Source organism: Pseudomonas sp. R62, from assembly GCF_000257605.1.
In the GTDB taxonomy this organism is placed as follows: Bacteria; Pseudomonadota; Gammaproteobacteria; order Pseudomonadales; family Pseudomonadaceae; genus Aquipseudomonas; species Aquipseudomonas atacamensis.
In genome coordinates, this window is sequence record NZ_JH635998.1 from 974500 (window position 1) to 992714 (window position 18215).

Annotated in this window: 15 protein-coding genes and 1 pseudogene; 11 read left to right on the forward strand and 5 right to left on the reverse strand. The window is 62.1% G+C overall.

Translation table 11 applies throughout. The annotated features are described in order from the left end of the window. The first annotated feature begins 188 nt into the window (after positions 1-188). The 3 genes from OQK_RS05860 to OQK_RS05870 all read left to right on the forward strand — a co-directional run bounded on the left by OQK_RS05860 (position 189) and on the right by OQK_RS05870 (position 3804). Complete coding sequence (locus OQK_RS05860; protein ID WP_016771539.1) at positions 189-1001, forward strand: cytochrome C assembly family protein; 813 nt, start codon at positions 189-191, stop codon at positions 999-1001. A gap of 12 nt (positions 1002-1013) precedes the next feature. Then, positions 1014-2255: a CNNM domain-containing protein gene (locus tag OQK_RS05865; RefSeq protein WP_016771540.1), complete on the forward strand. Its 1242-nt coding sequence runs from the start codon at positions 1014-1016 to the stop codon at positions 2253-2255. Positions 2256-2487: 232 nt separating this feature from the next. Then, on the forward strand, positions 2488-3804 hold the full coding sequence (locus OQK_RS05870) for an MFS transporter (protein ID WP_016771542.1): 1317 nt from the start codon (positions 2488-2490) through the stop codon (positions 3802-3804). 118 nt (positions 3805-3922) lie between these two features. Here the strand turns inward: OQK_RS05870 and purT are convergent, their stop codons facing one another. The 5 genes from purT to OQK_RS05895 form a co-directional block, all read right to left on the reverse strand. After that, positions 3923-5104: a formate-dependent phosphoribosylglycinamide formyltransferase gene (gene purT / locus OQK_RS05875; RefSeq protein WP_016771543.1), complete on the reverse strand. Its 1182-nt coding sequence runs from the start codon at positions 5102-5104 to the stop codon at positions 3923-3925. Between the two features lie 100 nt (positions 5105-5204). Continuing rightward, entirely contained in the window at positions 5205-5672 is a 468-nt protein-coding gene (locus OQK_RS05880; RefSeq protein WP_016771544.1) for a VUT family protein, read from the reverse strand. Between the two features lie 154 nt (positions 5673-5826). Continuing rightward, positions 5827-6042, reverse strand: coding sequence for a DUF1289 domain-containing protein (locus tag OQK_RS29095; RefSeq protein WP_016771545.1), 216 nt, complete (start codon positions 6040-6042; stop codon positions 5827-5829). Next, a complete protein-coding gene (locus tag OQK_RS05890; protein ID WP_016771546.1) occupies positions 6039-6563 on the reverse strand; it encodes a gamma carbonic anhydrase family protein in 525 nt (174 codons plus the stop codon). The genes OQK_RS29095 and OQK_RS05890 overlap by 4 nt, the downstream gene beginning before the upstream one ends. A 39-nt stretch (positions 6564-6602) precedes the next feature. Continuing rightward, on the reverse strand, positions 6603-7202 hold the full coding sequence (locus OQK_RS05895) for a CoA pyrophosphatase (RefSeq protein ID WP_016771547.1): 600 nt from the start codon (positions 7200-7202) through the stop codon (positions 6603-6605). A 147-nt stretch (positions 7203-7349) separates the two neighbouring features. Between OQK_RS05895 and OQK_RS05900 the strand changes: the two genes are divergently transcribed. From OQK_RS05900 to OQK_RS05935, 8 genes and pseudogenes are all read left to right on the forward strand, one after another. Then, the gene (locus OQK_RS05900) at positions 7350-7901 is read left to right on the forward strand and encodes an NUDIX hydrolase (protein ID WP_016771548.1); all 552 of its coding nucleotides are present in this window, start codon (positions 7350-7352) and stop codon (positions 7899-7901) included. Positions 7902-7977: 76 nt separating this feature from the next. After that, positions 7978-8493, forward strand: coding sequence for a L,D-transpeptidase family protein (locus OQK_RS05905; RefSeq protein ID WP_016771549.1), 516 nt, complete (start codon positions 7978-7980; stop codon positions 8491-8493). 281 nt (positions 8494-8774) lie between these two features. Further along, entirely contained in the window at positions 8775-9506 is a 732-nt protein-coding gene (locus OQK_RS05910) for a GntR family transcriptional regulator (RefSeq protein WP_016771550.1), read from the forward strand. 29 nt (positions 9507-9535) lie between these two features. Continuing rightward, on the forward strand, positions 9536-10642 hold the full coding sequence (nagA, locus tag OQK_RS05915; protein WP_016771551.1) for an N-acetylglucosamine-6-phosphate deacetylase: 1107 nt from the start codon (positions 9536-9538) through the stop codon (positions 10640-10642). Next, complete coding sequence (locus OQK_RS05920; RefSeq protein WP_086783843.1) at positions 10623-11645, forward strand: SIS domain-containing protein; 1023 nt, start codon at positions 10623-10625, stop codon at positions 11643-11645. The genes nagA and OQK_RS05920 overlap by 20 nt, the downstream gene beginning before the upstream one ends. 34 nt (positions 11646-11679) lie before the next feature. Further along, entirely contained in the window at positions 11680-14193 is a 2514-nt protein-coding gene (gene ptsP / locus OQK_RS05925; RefSeq protein WP_016771555.1) for a phosphoenolpyruvate--protein phosphotransferase, read from the forward strand. 23 nt (positions 14194-14216) lie between these two features. Then, entirely contained in the window at positions 14217-15932 is a 1716-nt protein-coding gene (gene nagE, locus OQK_RS05930) for an N-acetylglucosamine-specific PTS transporter subunit IIBC (protein ID WP_016771556.1), read from the forward strand. 129 nt (positions 15933-16061) lie between these two features. Further along, positions 16062-18215 (forward strand): annotated as a pseudogene (locus OQK_RS05935) (membrane-targeted effector domain-containing toxin); the annotation flags it as partial.

The following is an 18215-nucleotide window of genomic DNA, read 5'->3' on the forward strand; positions in this document are numbered from 1 at the left end:
TACGAACCGGGATAATGGCGGCCCAGACCGGAATCAACATGTGCTCGGCGAGCCTGCGGCGTGGGCAGGTCGCGGATTATAGCGAAGACTGCGGCCGGCGGACACCTCGCCGTCAGCTTGCGGAGTCTTTCGTGCCGTGGCGGTTCTATGCCAAACTCAGCGCCTTTCGGGCTCGCCTAACAGGATTTATGCTCCCCTTGTCACCCAGTTTGCTGACCACCCTCGCCGCCGCCCTGCTCTATGCCGCTGCGACCGTCTATCAAAGCACCCGCCTGGCCACCGGCGCCAAGGCGAACAAGCGCCTGCTGGTCAGCCTCGGCGTCTTCGCCGTGCTCGCCCACGGCGCCAGCCTGCTTACACATCTATTGACCCCGATCGGCCTTGGCCTGGACTTTTTCAGTGCGTCCAGTCTGATCGCTGCGGCGGTAATCGCCCTGACCCTGCTCGCCTGTTCGCGGATCCCGGTGGAAAACCTGCTGGTGCTGCTGTTCCCGCTGGGCGCGATCACGGTATTGCTGGCGCAGTTCGCGCCGACCGGCACGGTGCAGATCATCGATGAAGAGCCGGGCATCCTCGCGCACATTCTATTGTCGATCCTCGCCTACGGCATGTTCACCATCGCCGTGTTCCAGGCGTTGCTGCTGCTGGTTCAGGACCATCAGCTCAAGCACAAGCACCCGTCCGGGCTGATCAAGAACTTCCCGCCCCTGCAAACCATGGAAAGCCTGCTGTTCGGCTTTCTCTGGGCCGGCTGGACGCTGCTGTCGCTATCGCTGATTTCCGGCTGGCTGTTCGTCGAGAACCTGTTCGCTCAGCATCTGGTGCACAAGACCCTGCTGGCCTGCCTGGCATGGATCGTCTTCAGCGTGCTGTTGTGGGGCCGCAACCGTCTGGGCTGGCGCGGCCACAAGGCGATTCGCTGGACCCTCGCCGGTTTCTGCCTGCTGATGCTGGCGTACTTCGGCAGCAAACTGGTTCGTGAATACATTCTGCACATCTGACGGGCGGCATAAATGGACGGTTTGCCCATAGGGCCGATGCTCGCGGTATTTGTCCTGCTGATTTTATGGTCAGGGCTGTTTACCGCCGTCGAAATCGCGCAGCAGCACCTGCAGGCGCAACGTATCGCCTCGCGCGCCAGCGATAAACCGCTGGCGAAGCTGAGCTTCCCGCTCGACAGCCTGATCCTCTGCAACACCCTGTGCCGCGCCCTCGCAGTGATCATCGCGACGTTGCTGGCGATTTTCCTCTGCGAAGAAAACGGCCCGTGGGCGGCCTGCCTTGGCGCCGGTGGCATCCTGTTGGTGTTCGCTGATTATTTCCCGCGCACAGTGGCTCGGCGCTATCCCGACGCTGTGCTGGCGTTCGGCAATGCCCTGCTGACCGTGCCGATGAAAATCGTCTACCCGTTCGCGTGGCTGTTCTGCCGGGTCAGCGCTTTGTTGATGACCCCGTTCACGCGCAAGGCTCAGGTGGTGCAACAGAGCGAGGACGAGTTGCCGGCCGATCACGATGAGGATCACGACCATCCGGTCCGCACCCACCCGGTATCGGGCATTCATGCGCTGGACAACATCACGGTCAACGACATTCTGGTGCCGCGCAGTGACGTCGACGGCATCAACCTCGACGATTCGATCGAAGAGATCATCGAGCAACTGCGCGAGAACAAACGCACGCGTCTGCCGGTGTTTCACAGTGACATCAATCAGGTCGAAGCGGTGCTCAACACCCGTCAGATCGGCCATTTGCTGAGCAATGGTGGATTGACCCGCGAGGCACTGCTGGCCGCCAGCTACGAACCCTACTTCGTCCCGGAAAGCACGCCGCTGCAACTGCAACTGCTGAACTTCCACAAGCAGCAACGCCGTCTCGGCATGGTCGTGGACGAGTACGGTGAAGTGCTGGGCATCGTCACCCTTGAAGACATTCTCGAAGAGATCGTCGGCGAATTCGAAAGCGAGCACAGCCTCGACAACCCGCACATCCATCCCCAAGCCGACGGGCGTATGGTGATCGATGGCGCCGCATCGATCCGCGACCTGAACAAGTGCCTGGGCTGGCACCTGCCGAGCGACGGGCCGAAGACGCTCAACGGCCTGGTCACCGAAGCGCTGGAAACCATTCCGGAAAGCGCGGTGTGCCTGAAGATCGGGCGTTATCGACTGGAAATCCTCGAGACCGAGGAGAACCGGGTGAGCAAGGTGTTGATCTGGCTGACCTCATCGGTGCCTGCTCTGGTGCCTGCTCGATAAAGCTGCATTGTTTGCGCTTGTTTGATCGTTAGCCCCCTTCCTATAATCGAGGCGCTTACCCAAGCGCCGTCGATCCCTGTGCCTACCCGGCACTGCCCGGATCCTGACTGTTTCCGCTGCAAACCGACGACTGTTCCTACTCGAAACAGCGCTCGCGCCCTACCCCACATCCCTGGGTGTTCGACCATAATAATTCGCTCCACTGGAGCTCATGACTGTCAGGGATCACCGCATGACGACCCATACCGCTTACAGCGAAACCGCGCCTGCCCAGCCGACCAATTCCGCCACCCGCGTGGCCACGGCAAGCTTCATCGGCACCGCCATCGAGTTCTACGACTTCTACGTTTACGCCACTGCTGCGGCGCTGGTGATCGGGCCGGTGTTCTTTCCGCAGACCTCCGGCACGGCGCAGATGCTTTCCGCTTTTCTCACTTTCGGCATTGCCTTCCTCGCCCGACCACTGGGTTCGGCACTGTTTGGCCACTTCGGCGACCGTATCGGTCGTAAATCGACGCTGGTCGCCTCGCTGCTGTTGATGGGGGTGTGCACCACCTTGATTGGCGTGTTGCCGGGCTACGACAGCATTGGGGCCTGGGCGCCGATTCTGCTGTGCGTGCTGCGCTTCGGTCAGGGCCTGGGCCTTGGCGGCGAATGGGGCGGTGCGGCCCTGCTGGCCACGGAAAACGCGCCGAAGGGCAAACGCGCGTGGTTCGGCATGTTCCCGCAGCTCGGGCCATCGATTGGTTTTCTTGCAGCCAACGGCCTGTTCCTGACCTTGGCAATGACCTTGGATGACGAACAGTTCCGCAGTTGGGGCTGGCGTATTCCGTTTCTGCTCAGTGCGGCGCTGGTGATGGTCGGCCTGTATGTGCGCCTGAAATTGCATGAAACGCCAGTGTTCGCCAATGCGATCGCCCGTCAGGAGCGAGTCAAGGTGCCGCTGGTCGAGCTGTTCAGCCAATACTGGGCGCCGACCCTGCTCGGGGCGGCGGCGATGGTGGTCTGCTATGCACTGTTCTATATCTCGACGGTGTTTTCCCTGAGCTACGGCGTATCGACGCTGGGTTACAGCCGCGAAACGTTCCTCGGCCTGTTGTGCTTTGCCGTGTTGTTCATGGCCGCAGCGACGCCATTATCCGCTTGGGCCAGCGACCGTTACGGGCGCAAACCGGTGCTGATCATCGGTGGCGTGCTGGCGATTCTGTCCGGATTTCTCATGGAGCCATTGCTGACGCAGGGCTCGACCTGGGGCGTGGCGCTGTTTCTGTGCATCGAGTTGTTTTTGATGGGCGTGACATTCGCACCGATGGGCGCGCTGTTGCCTGAGCTGTTTCCGACCCACGTGCGTTATACCGGTGCTTCAGCGGCGTATAACCTCGGCGGCATCGTCGGAGCCTCGGCGGCGCCGTTCTTTGCGCAGAAGCTGGTGGCGATGGGCGGGTTGAGCTATGTCGGCGGGTATGTGTCGGCGGCGGCGGTGTTGAGTCTGATTGCGGTGCTGTGCTTGAAGGAGACGCGCAATAACGATCTGAATCAGGTTGCCTGACAGATCGCTATCGCGGGCAAGCCCGCTCCCACAGGGTTTTGGGATTGGTCACAGATTCTCTGTTCACCCAATCCCATGTGGGAGCGCGCCTGCTCGCGAATAGCTGCCGCGACCCGGTTTACAGCTCGACAACAACCGCCTGCGACGCACGGGTCGCCTTGGCACGTGCAGCCTCGATCGACTCATCACGGGCCAGCGCCACGCCCATGCGGCGCTGGCCGTTCACTTCCGGCTTGCCGAACAGACGCAGCGCGGTGTCCGGCTCGCTCAACGCAGCGCCCAGGTTGGCAAATGCAGTCTGGGTCGACTGCCCTTCCACCAGAATCACTGCCGACGCCGACGGGCCGAACTGACGGATCAGCGGTACCGGCAGGCCAAGAATGGCGCGGGCATGCAGGGCGAATTGCGACAGGTCCTGGGAAATCAGCGTGACCAGACCAGTGTCATGCGGCCGTGGCGAGACTTCGCTGAACCACACCTGATCACCTTTGATGAACAGCTCGACGCCGAACAGACCACGGCCACCCAGCGCTTCAGTGACTGCTTTGGCAACGCGCTCGGATTCAGCCAGAGCAATCGGGCTCATGGCCTGCGGCTGCCAGGATTCCTGATAGTCGCCCTTCTCCTGACGGTGGCCGACCGGTGCGCAGAACGTGGTGCCGCCAATGTGGCGCACGGTCAGCAGGGTGATTTCGTAGTCAAAGTCGATGAATCCTTCGATGATCACCCGACCTTTGCCGGCGCGACCGCCCTCTTGCGCGTAATCCCAGGCTTTCTGTACGTCTTCGGCGCTGCGCAGCAGGCTCTGGCCCTTGCCCGACGAACTCATCACCGGCTTGACCACGCAAGGGAAACCCAGGTCCTGAACGGCTTTGCTGTAGTCCTCGAAGGTGTCGGCAAAGTGGTACGGCGAAGTCGGCAGGTCCAACTCTTCGGCAGCCAGACGACGGATGCCTTCGCGGTTCATGGTCAGCTGCGCCGCACGCGCGGTCGGAATCACAGTGAAGCCTTCGGCTTCCAGCTCGACCAGCGTGGCGGTGGCGATGGCTTCGATTTCCGGCACGATGAAGTGCGGCTTCTCGGCTTCGATCACTGCACGCAAAGCAGCGCCGTCGAGCATGTTGATCACGTGGCTGCGATGGGCGACTTGCATGGCCGGCGCGTTGGCGTAGCGGTCGACGGCAATCACTTCAACGCCCAGGCGCTGCAGTTCGATTACCACTTCCTTGCCCAACTCACCACAGCCACACAGCAATACGCGGGTCGCGGTTGGCGACAATGGAGTTCCGATACGGGTCATCTCAGGTCCTCAAAGGAAGCGGATCATCGAGGAAAGCCACGCAAGTGCGCTTTCCATGGGGAGAAAGCGCGGCATTTTACATGAACCCGAGGGTTTGGCTTCAGCTGGCGACAGCCTGTTTGCGATCACGCCAGGCCATGATCAGCCAGACCGCGGTAACGCCGGCGAACTTGGAGGCCAGCGCGGTGATGATCACCGGCGGCGTCAAGGCGTCGATCATGCCGAAAAAGATGAAGGTATCCAGCGGAATGCTCAGCGCCGAACTGATCCACAGACGATCACGCAACGGCCGCTTGGTGATGCTGAACACCAGCCAGTCGATGCACTCGGAGACCGCGAACGCCGTGGCGCTGGCCAGCGCGATGGATGGGTCGGACGTGATGTAGGAGAGCACCAGCGCCGCCAGCATCGCCACGATCGCGCCATGACCGAAGCGCGTTTGCACCATGTCGCGCAGCACAAACACCAGCCCGCCCCAGGCCGACCAGATGATGTCCAGGTGCGGTGCGGTGGAAAAGGCGAAGTTGATCAGCACGACGCTGCTGATGTAGGCGATGAGGAAGATCATGGAGGTGGCCTGTAAATGTGGCGCACAGGTTACTTGAGCGCTGGTATTGCGCCAATAGGTGCGGTGACAGGACCGACGTCTTCGCGAGCAGGCTCGCTCCCACAGTGGAACGCATTTTCAAGGTGGGAGCGAGCCTGCTCGCGAAAGCGGTGGTTCAGGCGCCTGACTTCGCGGGAATCATCCAGACCAATCCACTCGCCTTCGCCCGTTCATGACACAGCCCCAGCACCACCCGGCGCTCGTCATTGCTCATGCGGCCCCAGCGGGTGATCTCTGCGACCGTGCGCTGGCACCCGGTACAAACGTCATCTTCATCCAGCGCGCAGATATTCACGCACGGCGAGGCGACGGGTCGTTCAACAGTCGTCATTGTTCCTGCTCGACCAGATCGCGGGCGTACCGCTGCGAGTTATGCACATAGTGCGCGGCGCTGGCTTCGAGCATCTTCTTTTGCGCCTCGGTCAGTTCACGTACGACTTTGCCCGGCGAGCCCATCACCAGCGAACCGTCGGGAATTTCCTTGCCTTCGCCGATCAGCGAATTGGCGCCGATGATGCAGTTCTTGCCGATCTTCGCGCCGTTGAGAATCACCGCGTTGATACCGATCAGGCTGTAATCGCCGACCGTGCAGCCGTGGAGCATGGCGTTGTGGCCGATGGTCACGCCGGTACCGATGGTCAGTGGATAGCCCATGTCGGTATGCATCACCGTACCGTCCTGCACATTGCTGTTCTTGCCGATGAGGATCAGTTCGTTGTCGCCGCGCAACACAGCGTTGAACCAGACGTTGGCGCCCTCTTCCAGGCGAACCTTGCCCACCAGCACGGCATTGGGCGCGACCCAGCTCTGTGGATGGGTTTCGACACGGGCGTCGCCCAGGCGGTATTTCATCTTGTTTTCCTCAGGGCTCACGGCCGTTCGAACGACGGCTCAGGTATCGATAAAGCTTTTCGGCGGTCGGTGCAGGCTGATTTTGGCGTCATAGAGCAGGTTGATCAACTCGACGATCATGATCGCCGTCAGTCCCCAGATCTTGTACTCGCCGAAGCGATAGCTCGGCACGTACCAACTGCGGCCCTGATAATCGATGCGATGGGTATGCTCACGCGGGTCCTTGCGGAAGAATTCCAGCGGCACGCTGAAGACGGCGGCGATCTCGGCATCATTGGGCTGGTATTCGACAAAGTCGGGAATCACGCCGACATACGGCGTTACCTTGATGCCGTGCAGGGAGATCAGTGGACTGAGCGGGCCGATGACTTCGACCAGACCTGGCGGCAGGCCGATTTCTTCTTCGGCTTCGCGCAGCGCGGTGAATATGAGGTCCGGATCTTCCGGGTCGCGGCGCCCTCCGGGGAAGGCAACTTCGCCGCCATGGGTCGAAAGCCCGCTGGCGCGCAGGGTCAGGACCAGTTCCGGTTCGTCACTGCGGGTGATCGGCACCAGCACGGCGGCTTCGGGGAAACGTGCGTCGGTCTCCAGCGTACGCGGTGTGTGGTTGCTTACCCTATGCAGTAGCTCGTCCAGCATGAGTGTTCTCGATCGGTGCCTTGCTCCGCATCATGCACCAATCAAAGCGAGCGCCCAAGCCCCCGAAACCCGTCGTGTCGCGAAACGACAACTTGCCGACCGGCCCCGCTGCACGCCAAGATAGGCGCAGCATTCAGGAACCCGAGCATGAAATTTTGCAGCCACTGCGGTAACCCGGTCACCCAGCGCATTCCCGAAGGCGACTCGCGGCTGCGATTTGTCTGCGACAGCTGTCAGACCATTCACTACCAGAACCCCAATATCGTCGCCGGGTGCGTACCGACCTGGGGGACGAAAGTGCTGCTCTGCCGCCGCGCCATCGAGCCCCGTCTCGGTTACTGGACGCTACCTGCCGGCTTCATGGAAAACGGCGAGACCATCGAGCAGGCCGCCATCCGCGAAACCGCCGAAGAAGCCTGCGCCCGGGTGCGCAACCTGAGCATCTACACGCTGATCGACGTGCCGCATATCAGCCAGGTGCATGTGTTCTTCCGCGCCGAACTGGCCGATCTGCAATACGCGGCCGGGCCGGAAAGCCTTGAAGTGCAGCTGTTCGAAGAAGCCGACATTCCCTGGGACGAGCTGGCTTTCCGCACGGTCGGGCGCACGCTGGAATGTTTCTTTGCCGATCGGCGCAGCGAGGTTTACCCGGTGCGTTCGGAGTCGATTCCGCCACTGGTGCAGCCGGCGATCACTTGAGCTTCGCGGCACCCTGCCGATAACCACACCTGCATCTATCACTATGTGTCTGCGTCATTCTTGGGGAATCGTTTCAATGCGTTGGTTGCTTGCCCTGTTGTGCCTGTCGTTCGTCAGCGTTTCGCAAGCGTCATTCGTGACCACCGTGACGCCCTCGAACACTCCGCTGATCGAAAAAGTCCTGGTACTGAAATCGGCCCACCAACTGCAGTTGATTGCCGACGGCAAGCCGCTGAAGACCTATCGCATCTCCTTGGGCAAGGGTGCAAAGAAAGGCCCGAAACTGATCGAGGGCGACAAACGCACACCCGAAGGTTTCTATTGGATCGACTGGCGCAAGACCAGCGAGAAATTCAACCTGTCGATGCACATCTCCTACCCGAACATCAGCGATGCCGCCCGCGCACGCCGTGAAGGTGTCGAGCCCGGCGGGATGATCATGATCCACGGCACCCCGGATTCAGCAGACAATCCGGAGCAGTTATTCCACACCCTCGACTGGACCGACGGCTGCATCGCCATGCGCAACGTCGACATGCGTGAAGTGTGGAATCTGGTACCGGACGGCACGATGATCGAGATTCGTCCGTAACCTCGACCGCTGGTCACCGCAAAAAAATAAATCAAAAGATCGCAGCCTGCGACGGCGCCTACAGGGGTGATACCACTCTCAACTGTAGAAGCTGTCGCAGGCTGCGATCTTTTGCTTTTTATGGGCCACCACTAATACCACTTTAAACAGTGACCCCTGACAACCGCCAATCCATTGGGCCAGACGCCAGTTCATCGCGTTGACATGGTATTCAAGTGGTATTAGCTTCCGTCGCACAAGCGAGCCACAACAATCCTATACTCGCGACGGAAACGACCTACATGAACGACCTTCAAACCCTACGTCCCGATGACTCCCAGCCGACGCCGCTGTACTTGCAACTGGCGCGCAATCTGGAAGCGGCGATTCATGCCGGGCAGTGGAAGGCCGAACAGGCGATGCCGTCCGAGCGCAACCTCAGCGACCAGCTCGGCATCTCCCGAGTCACCGCACGCAAGGCGCTGGAAGTCTTGCTCGAGCAAGGCCTGATCCGCCGCCTGCAAGGCTCGGGCACGTTCATCACCCCACGGCTGGAACAACCGCTGTCGCGTCTGTCCGGCTTCAGCGAAATGCTGCGCCTGAAAGGTTTCGTACCGAGTTCGAAATGGCTGGAGCGGGAAATCACCCTGCCGACCCACGAAGAACTGATCCGCCTCGGCCTGTCGCCGAACGACAAGGTGGCGCGCATGAAGCGCCTGCGCAAAGCCGATGACACGGTCATGGCGATCGAGATGAGCACCCTGCCCGCCTCAATCATGCCCAGGCCGCAAGCGGTGGGCGATTCGCTTTACGAATACCTCGACGGCATCGGCAAACCGATCGTCCGCGCCCTTCAGCACATCCAGGCAATCAACGCCTCGGACGAATTCGCCGCGCTGGTCGGCATCGCCCCCGGCACCGCCATGCTGCTGATGACCCGGGTCGGCTATCTGGAAGACAACACGCCGATCGAAGTCACCGACACCTATTGCCGCAACGACTACTACGACTTTGTTGCAGAGCTTCGCCGCTGATCAGCAGCAAGCCAAACGAGAGAAGCGAAATGTCCGAAGACAACATCCTCACCGCCAGCGGCTGGGTTCGCGGCCGGCTGATTCACGAACACGGCAAGGTCGTGTCGATCGAAGGCGTGCCCTGCGATCCGGCGGCTAACGATCTGCCCTATCTGCTGCCGGGTTTCATCGACCTGCATGTGCATGGCGGCGGCGGCAAAGACATCATGGAAGGCGCCGAAGCCTTCGAAACCATCAGCAGAACCCACGTGCGTTTCGGCACCACTTCGCTGTTGGCCACGACAATGACTGCGCCGAGTGCGGAGATCTCAAATGTCCTGAAAGAGGTAGGACAATTCTGCGAACAGCGTCCGAAAGGCGCCGCGCGAGTGCTTGGCGTACACCTTGAAGGCCCTTACATCAACCCGGGAAAACTCGGCGCTCAACCGAACTTCGCCCACACCGCGTTGATGGCCGAAGTCGAAGAGTATCTGGCGCTGGCGCCGATCCGCGTCATCACCATCGCCCCGGAAATCGCTGGCCACGATGCGTTGATTCGCGAGCTGAGCAGCCGTGGCATCCGCATGCAGATCGGCCACACCCTCGGCAGCTACGAGGAAGGCGTCGCCGCGCTGGCTGCCGGTGCCAGCAGTTTCACCCACCTCTACAACGCCATGAGCCCGCTGCATCACCGCGAGCCGGGCATCGTCGGCGCAGCACTGGCCCACGCCAAATACGCCGAGCTGATTCCCGATCTGCTGCACGTACACCCCGGCGCCATTCGCGTGGCCCTGCGTTCGATCCCGTGCCTGTATTGCGTCACCGATTCGACCGCCGCCGCCGGCATGCCCGACGGTGAATACAAGCTTGGCAGCCACACCGTGACCAAATGCCTGGGCGGCGTGCGCCTGCCCGACGGCACGCTGGCCGGCAGCACCCTGACCATGGATCAGGCCCTGCGCAATCTGGTCAAGATCGGTTTGCCGGTCGCCGAAGCCTCGCAGCGTCTGTCGCAATTTCCCGCCGACTACCTTGGCATCACCGAACGCGGGCGCCTTGCCCCCGGCGCCTGGGCCGACTGCGTGCGGCTCGATCGCTCACTCACACTGACCGCCGTCATGGTCGAAGGAGAAGACATTGACTTCAAAAATGCTTGAGGAGGCGCTGTCCTCGTTCGAGGCCGTGCAAGCCCAACTGCAACAGCTCGACGCGCCGATGATCGAGATCGCCGGACGCCTGCGCCGGCAGCCACCGCAAGTGGCGATGACCGTCGCCCGTGGCAGTTCCGACCACGCGGCGAGCTACTTCGCCTACCTGACCATGCAGCAACTGGGCGTGCCGGTGGCCTCGTTGCCGATGTCGGTGGTGACCATGCAGCAGGCGCCGCTGAAAGTCAGCGGTCAGGTCGCCTTTGCGTTTTCGCAGTCGGGGCAGAGCCCGGATCTGGTCAACAGCCTGCGCCTGTTGCGCAAGCGTGGCGCGCTGAGCGTGTCGATGGTTAACGCTGCCGATTCGCCACTCGAAGCGACCTGTGAATTCAGCCTGCCGCTGCTTGCCGGGACTGAAAGCAGCGTCGCTGCGACCAAAAGCTTTATCGCCACCCTCAGCGCCAGCGCGCGTTTGATCGCGCACTGGAAAGAGGACCGCGAACTGCTGCAAGCCCACGATGCGCTGCCAGAAGGCCTGCGCGAAGCGGCGAAACAGGACTGGAGCGTGGCCATCGAAGCCCTGCGTGATTGCGAGCGCCTGATGGTGATCGGCCGTGGCGCCGGTTTCGCGATTGCCCAGGAAGCGGCGCTGAAATTCAAGGAAACCTCGGCGATTCAGGCCGAAGCGTTCAGCAGTGCCGAAGTCCGTCACGGCCCGATGGCGCTGATCGACGAACACTATCCGCTGCTGGTTTTCGCCCCGCGCGGTGCCGAGCAGGCCGGCCTGCTGAGCCTGGCGGCGGAAATGCGCCAGCGCGGCGCCCGGGTCTTGCTCGCCGCGCCGGATGACGTCAGCGAACGCGACCTGACCCTGAGCCGCGCCGAACACCCGGCCCTCGACCCGATTCTGGCGATCCAGAGCTTTTACGTGATGGCCGCAGGCCTGGCCGTGGCGCGGGGCATGGACCCGGATCAGCCGCGCCATTTGAGCAAAGTGACCCGCACGCATTAAGTCCGACTGACTGCACACCTGATGAGACCCAGCCATGCCCGACAACAATAAAGAGCTGACCCTCAGCGCCCCGCTCAGCGGCCCGGTGCTGACGCTCGCCAACGTCCCGGACGCGGTGTTCGCCAGTGGCGCGATGGGCGACGGCATCGCCATCGACCCGCTCAACGACACGCTGTATTCGCCCTGCGCCGGCGTGGTCATCCACGTTGCGCGCAGCAGCCACGCGGTGACCGTTCGCGCCGACAACGGTGCGGAAATCCTCCTGCATCTGGGCCTCGATACCGTTGAGCTGAACGGCGAAGGTTTCGCCATGCTGGTCAAGGAAAGCGATCGCGTCAGCCTTGGTCAGCCGCTGCTGCGCTATGACCTGGACAAGGTCGGTCAGCACTGCAAAAGCCTGGTCAGCCTGTTGATCCTGACCAACAGCGCGGATTTTCAGGTGCGGCCGATCACCCTCAAAGCGGTGAAAGTCGGCGAGCCGTTGCTGCACATCATCGCGCGCAATGTGGTGGCGGCGAATACCGATATAAGCGCTGGGCCAGAGGTTCGTGGTCAAGTGCAGGTCGCTCATCGCGGCGGCTTGCATGCGCGCCCCGCTGCGCTGATCCGCCAGACCGCCCAGGGTTTCAGCAGCCATTCACAGCTGCACTTCAACGGTAAATCGGCGCCGTGCAACAGTCTGATCGGTTTGATGGGCCTGGCGATTGGTGAGCAGGATGAGGTGCAGGTCAGTTGTCAGGGGCCGGACGCCGATGCCGCATTGCAAGCTCTGCTCAGCGCATTGGCCACGGCGCTGCCGGACGATCATCACGCGCAAGCGCCGACCACCACAGCCGCGCTGAAACGTCCGGCCGAGGCTGGGGTGTTGCATGGTGTTTGCGCCGCGCCAGGGCTGGTCGCCGGGCCGTTGTTTCGCTTGAACGCGATCACCTTGCCGGCGGATACGGGCCATCACGATCCAGTGCAACAGCAGCAGACGCTTGAAACGGCATTGAACGCGGTGCGCAGCGAAATCGCCGCCACCCTCGCCCAGGCGAAAAAGCATAAGAACGCCGACGAAGAAGCGATCTTCGCTGCACACATGGCGCTGCTCGAAGACCCCGCCCTGCTCGACGCCGCGCAGCAATTCATCGCACAAGGCACCGCAGCGACGCACGCCTGGAGTCAGTCGATCGACACCCAGTGCGACATGCTCCAAGGCACCGGCAGTCCGCTGCTGGCCGAACGGGCCAACGATTTGCGCGACCTCAAGCAACGCGTCCTGCGCGCCCTGCTTGGCGAGGCCTGGCAATACCAGGTTCCGGCCGGCGCCATTGTTGCCGCTCACGAACTGACGCCATCGGATCTGCTGCAACTCAGCGCGCAAGGTGTCGCCGGGTTGTGCATGGCCGAGGGCGGCGCGACCTCGCACGTAGCGATTCTGGCGCGCGGCAAAGGCCTGCCGTGCATCGTCGCTTTGGGCGCGCAATTGCTCGAGCAACCGCAAGATCAGGCCGTGGTGCTCGACGCTGACGGCGGGCGCCTCGAATTGACCCCAAACGCCGAGCGCCTGAGCGAAGTGCAACAGGCACAAATCGAGCGCCGGCAGCGTCGCGACAGCCAACAGGCCAAAGCCCATTTGCCCGCTGAAACGCGCAATGGCGTGCACATCGAAGTGGTCGCCAATGTCGCCTCAAGCAACGAAGCGGCCGACGCATTTGCCAACGGTGCCGATGGCGTAGGCCTGTTGCGCACCGAGTTTCTCTTCGTTGATCGCCAGACGGCACCGGACGTCGAAGAACAGCGCAGCGCCTATCAAGCGGTGATCGATGCCATGGGCGACAAGTCGGTGATCATCCGCACCATCGACGTCGGCGGCGACAAGCAACTCGACTACCTGCCGCTGCCCGCCGAGGCCAACCCGGTGCTCGGTCTGCGCGGCATTCGGCTGGCCCAGGCGCGCCCGGAAATTCTCGATCAGCAACTGCGCGCGCTGCTGCAGGTCAAGCCGTTGTCGCGTTGCCGGATTCTGTTGCCGATGGTCACCGAGGTCGACGAGCTGCTGCACATCCGCCAGCGCGTCGATGCCTTGCGCCTTGAACTGGGCATTGCCGAGCGCCCGGAAATCGGCGTGATGATCGAAGTCCCCGCCGCCGCGCTGCAAGCCGAACAACTGGCCGAACACGCCGACTTTCTCTCGATCGGCACCAACGATCTGTCGCAATACACCCTGGCCATGGACCGCGATCACGCCGGGCTGGCGGCGCGGGTCGATGCCCTGCACCCGGCGTTGCTGCGTCTGATCGCCATGACCTGCGAAGGCGCGGCGGTGCACAAGCGCTGGGTCGGTGTCTGCGGCGCCCTCGCCTCCGACCCGCTGGCCACGCCGGTGCTGATCGGCCTCGGCGTCACCGAACTGTCGGTGAGCCCGGTGCAGATCGGTGAAATCAAGGACCGCGTACGTCAGTTGCATGAAGCCGAATGTCAGCGCCTGAGCCGCGACTTGCTCAAGCTCTCCAGCGCCGCCGCCGTTCGCCACGCCTGTCATCAACATTGGCCTCTGCGCTAACAAAAACAAAAAGGACAAACGCCATGTACCAACTCTTCATCGAAGGCCTGCAACGCCTGGGCCGCGCGTTGATGCTGCCGATCGCGATCCTGCCGATTGCCGGCCTGCTGCTGCGCCTGGGCGACACGGACCTGTTGAACATCGCGATCATTCACGATGCCGGACAAGTGATCTTCGCCAACCTGGCGATGATCTTTGCCATCGGCATCGCCGTCGGTTTCGCCAAGGACAACAACGGCACCGCCGGCCTGGCCGGGGTGATCGGTTATCTGGTGATGATCTCCACGCTCAAGGTGCTCGACTCGACGATCAACATGGGCATGCTCGCCGGGATCGTCAGCGGCCTGATGGCCGGCGCGCTGTACAACCGCTTCAAGGACATCAAGCTGCCGGAGTATCTGGCGTTCTTCGGTGGCCGGCGTTTTGTGCCGATCGTCACCGGGTTCGCGGCGGTGGGTCTGGGCGTGCTGTTCGGCTATATCTGGCCGCCGATCCAGCAGGGCATCAACGCGTTCGGCGCGCTGATGATGGAAAGCGGCAGCATCGGCGCCTTCGTCTTCGGCGTGTTCAACCGCCTGCTGATCGTCACCGGCCTGCACCACATCCTCAACAACATGGCGTGGTTCGTCTTCGGCAACTTCACCGACCCGACCACGGGCGCCTTGGTGACCGGCGATCTGTCGCGGTATTTTGCCGGCGATCCGAAGGGCGGCCAGTTCATGACCGGCATGTTCCCGATGATGATCTTCGGCCTGCCCGCCGCCTGCCTGGCGATGTACCGCAACGCCCTGCCAGAGCGGCGCAAGGTGATGGGCGGGATCTTCCTGTCGATGGCGCTGACCTCGTTTCTTACCGGTGTGACCGAGCCAATCGAATTCGCCTTCATGTTTCTCGCGCCGCTGCTGTTCCTCCTGCACGCGCTGCTGACCGGGCTGTCGATGGCGATCACCAACGGCTTGAACATTCATCTGGGCTTCACCTTTTCCGGTGGTTTCATCGACATGATTCTCGGCTGGGGCAAGTCGACCAATGGCTGGCTGGTGGTGCCGGTCGGGCTGGCTTATGCGGTCATCTATTACCTGGTCTTCGACTTCTGTATCCGCCGCTTCAATCTGAAGACGCCGGGGCGCGAAGACATCGCCAGCGCCGAAAAAGCCGTGCTCTCGGAAACCGAACGCGCCAGTGCGTATATCAAAGCCTTGGGCGGCGCAGAGAATCTGCTCACCGTCGGTGCGTGCACGACCCGACTTCGCCTGGAGATGGTCGACCGCAACAAGGCTTCGGACGCTGAGCTGAAAGCGTTGGGCGCGATGGCGGTGGTGCGCCCGGGCAAGGGCGGCAGTTTGCAGGTCGTGGTCGGGCCGCTTGCTGACAGCATTGCCGATGAGATTCGCTTGGCCATGCCTGCGCTGGGCCGAACAGCGTTGGTGGAAACCGCAGTGGTTGCCGATGAGCCGAAGAGCGTTGCGCTTACCCGCAACGAGGCACAGCAATGGCTGGATGCACTGGGCGGTCGCGACAATGTGCTGCAACTCGATTGCATCGCCATGACCCGCATTCGCCTGCAACTGGCCGATGCCAAGGCATTGTCCGATGCGCAGCTCAAAGCGCTCGGCTGCCTGGGTGTCAGCCAGTTGGACGGCGGCGTCTGGCATTTGCTGGTGGGGGACAAGGCCGCGAGTTTGAGCGGGGCGATCGAGACATTGCTGAGTCGCGGGGAGGTCAGCGCGCAGGTTTGATCTGCGCCGGTGGCGGGAGGGCTGGAGCGGGCGGGGAAAATCCGGCTCGCGCACGATATATGGATACCACCCTCCTCCACGCCCCGCTCGCCATGCTGGCCCTTCATCCCCAGCATGGAAATCGTGCCCATGAGCACCCCCAACGCCCCCACACCCGATGAGATCAAAAACGATCTCAACCAGATCGGCCGTCTGCTCTTCAACACCGAAACCCCGCTGCTGCCCGAGCACAAACCGAGCACCGAGCAGGCTCATCTCAAACGCCTCGAAGAGCAGCTGAAAACCTATCGCGACGGCTACCTGCAACGCAGTCGCGCACTCTATCAGGCGCTGGCAACCAGCGACCTGCAAAGCGAGGCTGGCAAGCAACTGATCGCCACGCTGAAGGTGCGCCTCAGCACGCAACTGATCAACATGGATCTGCGTGACCAGATCGACGGCAAACCGGCAAAAACCTTCCTTAAATACGACGCCGGTTTCACCGCGCTCGAGTACGAGGCGCAACAAGCCGTCAAGGATCGCCTGTTGCACCCGCAGGCTGGTGAACTGATGAAGAAACTGGCGCTGGGCCCGCTGTTGCGTCCGGCCATGTATGCGTTGCAGTTCACTTATCAGCAAACCACTGTCGAGCTTGCCGGGGCCTTTGTCGTTACGCAAAACGACACCCCGAAAGTCAGCGATCTGCTGACCGACCAGAGCGCGGGCTTCGTCGTGTTGTTCACGCCCGCCAGGGGCCTGGAGCTGTTCAATTCGCTGGCTGATCTCGACGCCCATCTGCTCGAGACCATGAAGCACAGCATCAGCCGTGACGAGTTGATGCAGCTGCTGCCCAGCCGCTACCACGAGATCGGTACAGCAGGAATCTGGCCATTGCAGTTGGCGCCCATCGACAGCCAACCGCTGTTCGAACACATCTACGATGCCTTGATCGAAAAACGCACCCTGGATATCGAATATGCACTGAGTTTCGCCGCTAACCCGCAGCAGGATCCCGCTCGCTTGATCGCCGAGCTGGAGCGCGCCATCGGCGCTGCGCTGCCGGATCTCACTCCGCGTCTGGCCCTTCAGGCACAAACCCTGTTCGAACGGCACCTGCGCAACAGCGCCCCGGACTGGTACCGCAGCGCCGACGCCGCCAAGCGGGCCGAACTGGCGTTGCACCTGGGCAACTACAATCACGCCCGGCAAAACCTGCTTGACCTGATGGGCCCGGCGGTCAGTCTGATGGCCGTGGCCCGCCAGCAATGGCTGGAGCGTCTGAGTGATGATCTGCAAATCGACGATCTGCAACCGGACAACCTGCAAATCACCACCGACCGGCGGGTACCGGGATACGGCGTATATGTGCACAAGCGCAACCTGCTCGAGCTGACCCTGCGCGGCCCGCACACCGGCGATGAGTTGCCAGGCTCGGAGTTTCTCAGCCACACCCGGCTGACTTACAACGACCTGCCGTTATCCGACGAGTACGCGGACGTGACGCCCGCCTGGGTGATCAAGCAGGCACTGGAGCTGGAACCGCGCGTCGACTTCGCACGTTTGCAAACGCAGATGCAGGCAAGCTCCGCAATCAAACCTGCCATTGAGGAGATGCTCGATCAGCGCATCGTCGCGCTCGCCCATACCGCAGCGCTGCAAGGGCACCTGCTCGACAGCGACCTGCAAATGATCCAGCGCCTGCGCAGCGGCAGCGATTCACAGTTGCGCGCCGCCACGCTGTGTTTGCACGGTGCGCAACTCCAAGACCTTTGGGTGCTGCGTCAGAACGATCAGTCCGGTGCGCTCAAACGCGTTCTGCTATGCACGCCACAGGCCCCACGCGATCGCCAGTTCGAGGCCTTTGACAGTGAGCGCGAGTGTCAGGCCCATGTGTTGTCGTGGGCCAAGCAGAGTGACGCAGCCCAAACCATGGCCGGTTACCTGGTCAGCCGCGCACCGATGCGCTTTCGTCCTGCTCTGCGCAAAGTCTTGTCGGGGCTGAGCTTCAAACCGGAAGCAGCGGAGCACCAGAAGGTGACTTTCGATCACCTCGGCAACCATCTCGATTGCCTCAAAGCGATGGCTGAACACGTGCTTGCCACACGCATCGATGATTATGATTTCAGTACACCGGTGTGGTATCGCTCGACCACTGCGGCCAATCGCCGACAACTGACGACGCTGAGCGACGACGCCGAGGGCGCACTGCTCGCATTCAATCAACATCCGCTGTCGGGCGGGCGTTTCCAGACATTTGACGCCTACGTGCACGAGCAAGCGAAGCTCAGCCTGAACCGCTTGCTC

Excerpts from the sequence above, each read along its gene's own strand:
- OQK_RS05860 (WP_016771539.1), top strand. The coding sequence starts at position 189 with ATGCTCCCCTTGTCACCCAGTTTGCTGACCACCCTCGCCGCCGCCCTG.
- OQK_RS05865 (WP_016771540.1), top strand. The coding sequence starts at position 1,014 with ATGGACGGTTTGCCCATAGGGCCGATGCTCGCGGTATTTGTCCTGCTG.
- OQK_RS05880 (WP_016771544.1), bottom strand. The coding sequence starts at position 5,672 with ATGATCTTCCTCATCGCCTACATCAGCAGCGTCGTGCTGATCAACTTC.
- nagA (WP_016771551.1), top strand. The coding sequence starts at position 9,536 with ATGTCCGAAGACAACATCCTCACCGCCAGCGGCTGGGTTCGCGGCCGG.
- OQK_RS05895 (WP_016771547.1), bottom strand. The coding sequence starts at position 7,202 with ATGCTGGACGAGCTACTGCATAGGGTAAGCAACCACACACCGCGTACG.
- purT (WP_016771543.1), bottom strand. The coding sequence starts at position 5,104 with ATGACCCGTATCGGAACTCCATTGTCGCCAACCGCGACCCGCGTATTG.
- OQK_RS05905 (WP_016771549.1), top strand. The coding sequence starts at position 7,978 with ATGCGTTGGTTGCTTGCCCTGTTGTGCCTGTCGTTCGTCAGCGTTTCG.
- OQK_RS05870 (WP_016771542.1), top strand. The coding sequence starts at position 2,488 with ATGACGACCCATACCGCTTACAGCGAAACCGCGCCTGCCCAGCCGACC.
- OQK_RS05900 (WP_016771548.1), top strand. The coding sequence starts at position 7,350 with ATGAAATTTTGCAGCCACTGCGGTAACCCGGTCACCCAGCGCATTCCC.
- nagE (WP_016771556.1), top strand. The coding sequence starts at position 14,217 with ATGTACCAACTCTTCATCGAAGGCCTGCAACGCCTGGGCCGCGCGTTG.
- ptsP (WP_016771555.1), top strand. The coding sequence starts at position 11,680 with ATGCCCGACAACAATAAAGAGCTGACCCTCAGCGCCCCGCTCAGCGGC.
- OQK_RS29095 (WP_016771545.1), bottom strand. The coding sequence starts at position 6,042 with ATGACGACTGTTGAACGACCCGTCGCCTCGCCGTGCGTGAATATCTGC.
- OQK_RS05910 (WP_016771550.1), top strand. The coding sequence starts at position 8,775 with ATGAACGACCTTCAAACCCTACGTCCCGATGACTCCCAGCCGACGCCG.
- OQK_RS05890 (WP_016771546.1), bottom strand. The coding sequence starts at position 6,563 with ATGAAATACCGCCTGGGCGACGCCCGTGTCGAAACCCATCCACAGAGC.